Origin of the sequence: Streptomyces sp. NPDC052496 (assembly GCF_040679095.1) — a bacterium.
Taxonomy (GTDB): domain Bacteria; phylum Actinomycetota; class Actinomycetes; order Streptomycetales; family Streptomycetaceae; genus Streptomyces.
In genome coordinates this window covers 1-1,657 of sequence record NZ_JBFAUH010000067.1, presented here as the reverse complement: position 1 = coordinate 1,657, position 1,657 = coordinate 1, and the positions used below count along the sequence as shown (strand labels likewise).

Below are 1,657 nucleotides of genomic sequence, written 5' to 3'. Positions count from 1 at the left end.
GAGGGGGTCTCGGGGAAGAAGGGCAGGGGGTTGGGCATGAAGCCGACGTTGTCCATGCGCTGGCGGATCCAGGCGTCGGCGTCCTCGCGGGTCAGGGCCAGCATCCGGTCCACGTCCCGGTAGAAGGTCTTCACCCGGGTGAAGCGGGAGGATTTGCGGCAGGTCTCGAAGGACTCGTGGCTCATGCCGATGACGGTGTGGCCGCCGGTGTCGGCCAGCGCCACCCATTCCATGGCCCACACCTGGGTGACGATGATGACGGCGCCGGGGCGGGCGGCGGTGAACAGGGCGCTGAGCCTGGCGGCCTGGGTGTGCATGCCGGCCTGGCGGGCCGCGCGCCGGCGGTGCTCGGCGAGGTTGGCGCGGTCCTTGAGCGAGCGCACCGGCCGCACCTGCGGGGGGTGCTCGTCATAGAGGGTGGTGGCCGCGAAGGGGGCATCGTGCGCGAGGGGGCGGGCGCGGCCGGGCGGGGCGGGGGTGATGCCGATCAGGTGCACCCGGTGGCCGCGGGCGGCGAACAGGGCGGCCATCTGGTGCGACCAGCTGGTGATGCCGCCCAGCTCGTTGACGCTGTTGGACACGAAGAACACATCACGCACCACCTCCGCCGCCTCGGCGGCGGGAGCGGCGGCCGCAGCCGCCGATGCCTGGGGGGCGGTCTCGGGGGCGGCTATCGGGTCGGGGGTTTGGGTCATCATCGGCTCCAGTGGGAGAAGAACTGCTCGACGAGGGTGCGGGCGGCCTCGCCGGTGTCGTATTCGCCGAAGCGCTCCACGAAGCGCCGGCGGGCCGCGGCGTGCTCGGCGCCGCTGTCCTCCAGGCGGGCCAGGGTGGCGAAGAAGGCGTCCTGGTCCTCGACCAGCGGGCCGGGGGCGTGCTCGCGCAGATCGAAGTAGGTGCCGCGCTGTTGGTGGACGTAGGCCTGGTAGTCGTAGGTGAAAAAGACCATCGGCCGGTCCAGCAGCGCATAGTCGAACATCACCGAGGAGTAGTCGGTGACCAGCGCATCGGCCAGCTCCAAGAACGGCGCCACGTCGTGGTGGGCGGAGACGTCCAAGACGGTGCCGGCGACGGTGGGCGGCAGAGTGACGTGGTTGAGGTAGTGCGAGCGCACCAGCAGCACCATCTCCTTGCCGAAGCGTTCGGCGAAGGCCTCCACATCGAAGGGCAGCTCGAAGCGGTGGCTGCCGCGTCCGCTGCTGCGAAACGTCGGCGCATACAGCACGATCTTCTTGTGTGCGGGGATGCCCAGCTCGGCCGCCAGCGGCCCGCGCTCGCGCCGGTGGCCGGCCTCCTCGCGGCGGCGGGCGGCCACCAGCGCGTCGTTGCGCGGATAGCCCACCCGCAGCAGGGCCCGCTCCGGCAGCCGAAAGGCCCGAGCCAGGGTGCGCACATCGTGCTCGGAGCGCACCAAGAACCGGTCGAAGCGGTCCAGGGCCTGCTGCTGCTCGGCCTGCTGGGCGCGGGTGAGGGTCTTTTGGGCGGGCTGGTCGAAGCCCATCTTCTTCAGCGCCGAGCCGTGCCAGGTCTGCAGGTAGGTCGTCTCGGCGCGCTTGGCCAGCTTCAGCGGGAAGGACTGGTTGTCCACCCAGAACTCCGCCTGCGCCAGCGCCTTGAGATACGGCAGCGACCAGCGCCGCACCAGCGTGGCGTCCTT

Annotated in this window: 1 protein-coding gene and 1 pseudogene; both read right to left on the bottom strand. The window is 71.0% G+C overall.

Features of this window, described 5'->3' with window-relative positions; all coding sequences use genetic code 11:
• Window positions 1-695: pseudogene (locus AB0L45_RS39400) on the bottom strand (hypothetical protein); the annotation flags it as partial.
• A partial coding sequence (locus tag AB0L45_RS39395; RefSeq protein ID WP_365848619.1) for a CDP-glycerol glycerophosphotransferase family protein occupies window positions 695-1,657 on the bottom strand: 963 nt, incomplete at its 5' end. The gene AB0L45_RS39395 and the pseudogene AB0L45_RS39400, both read right to left, overlap by 1 nt.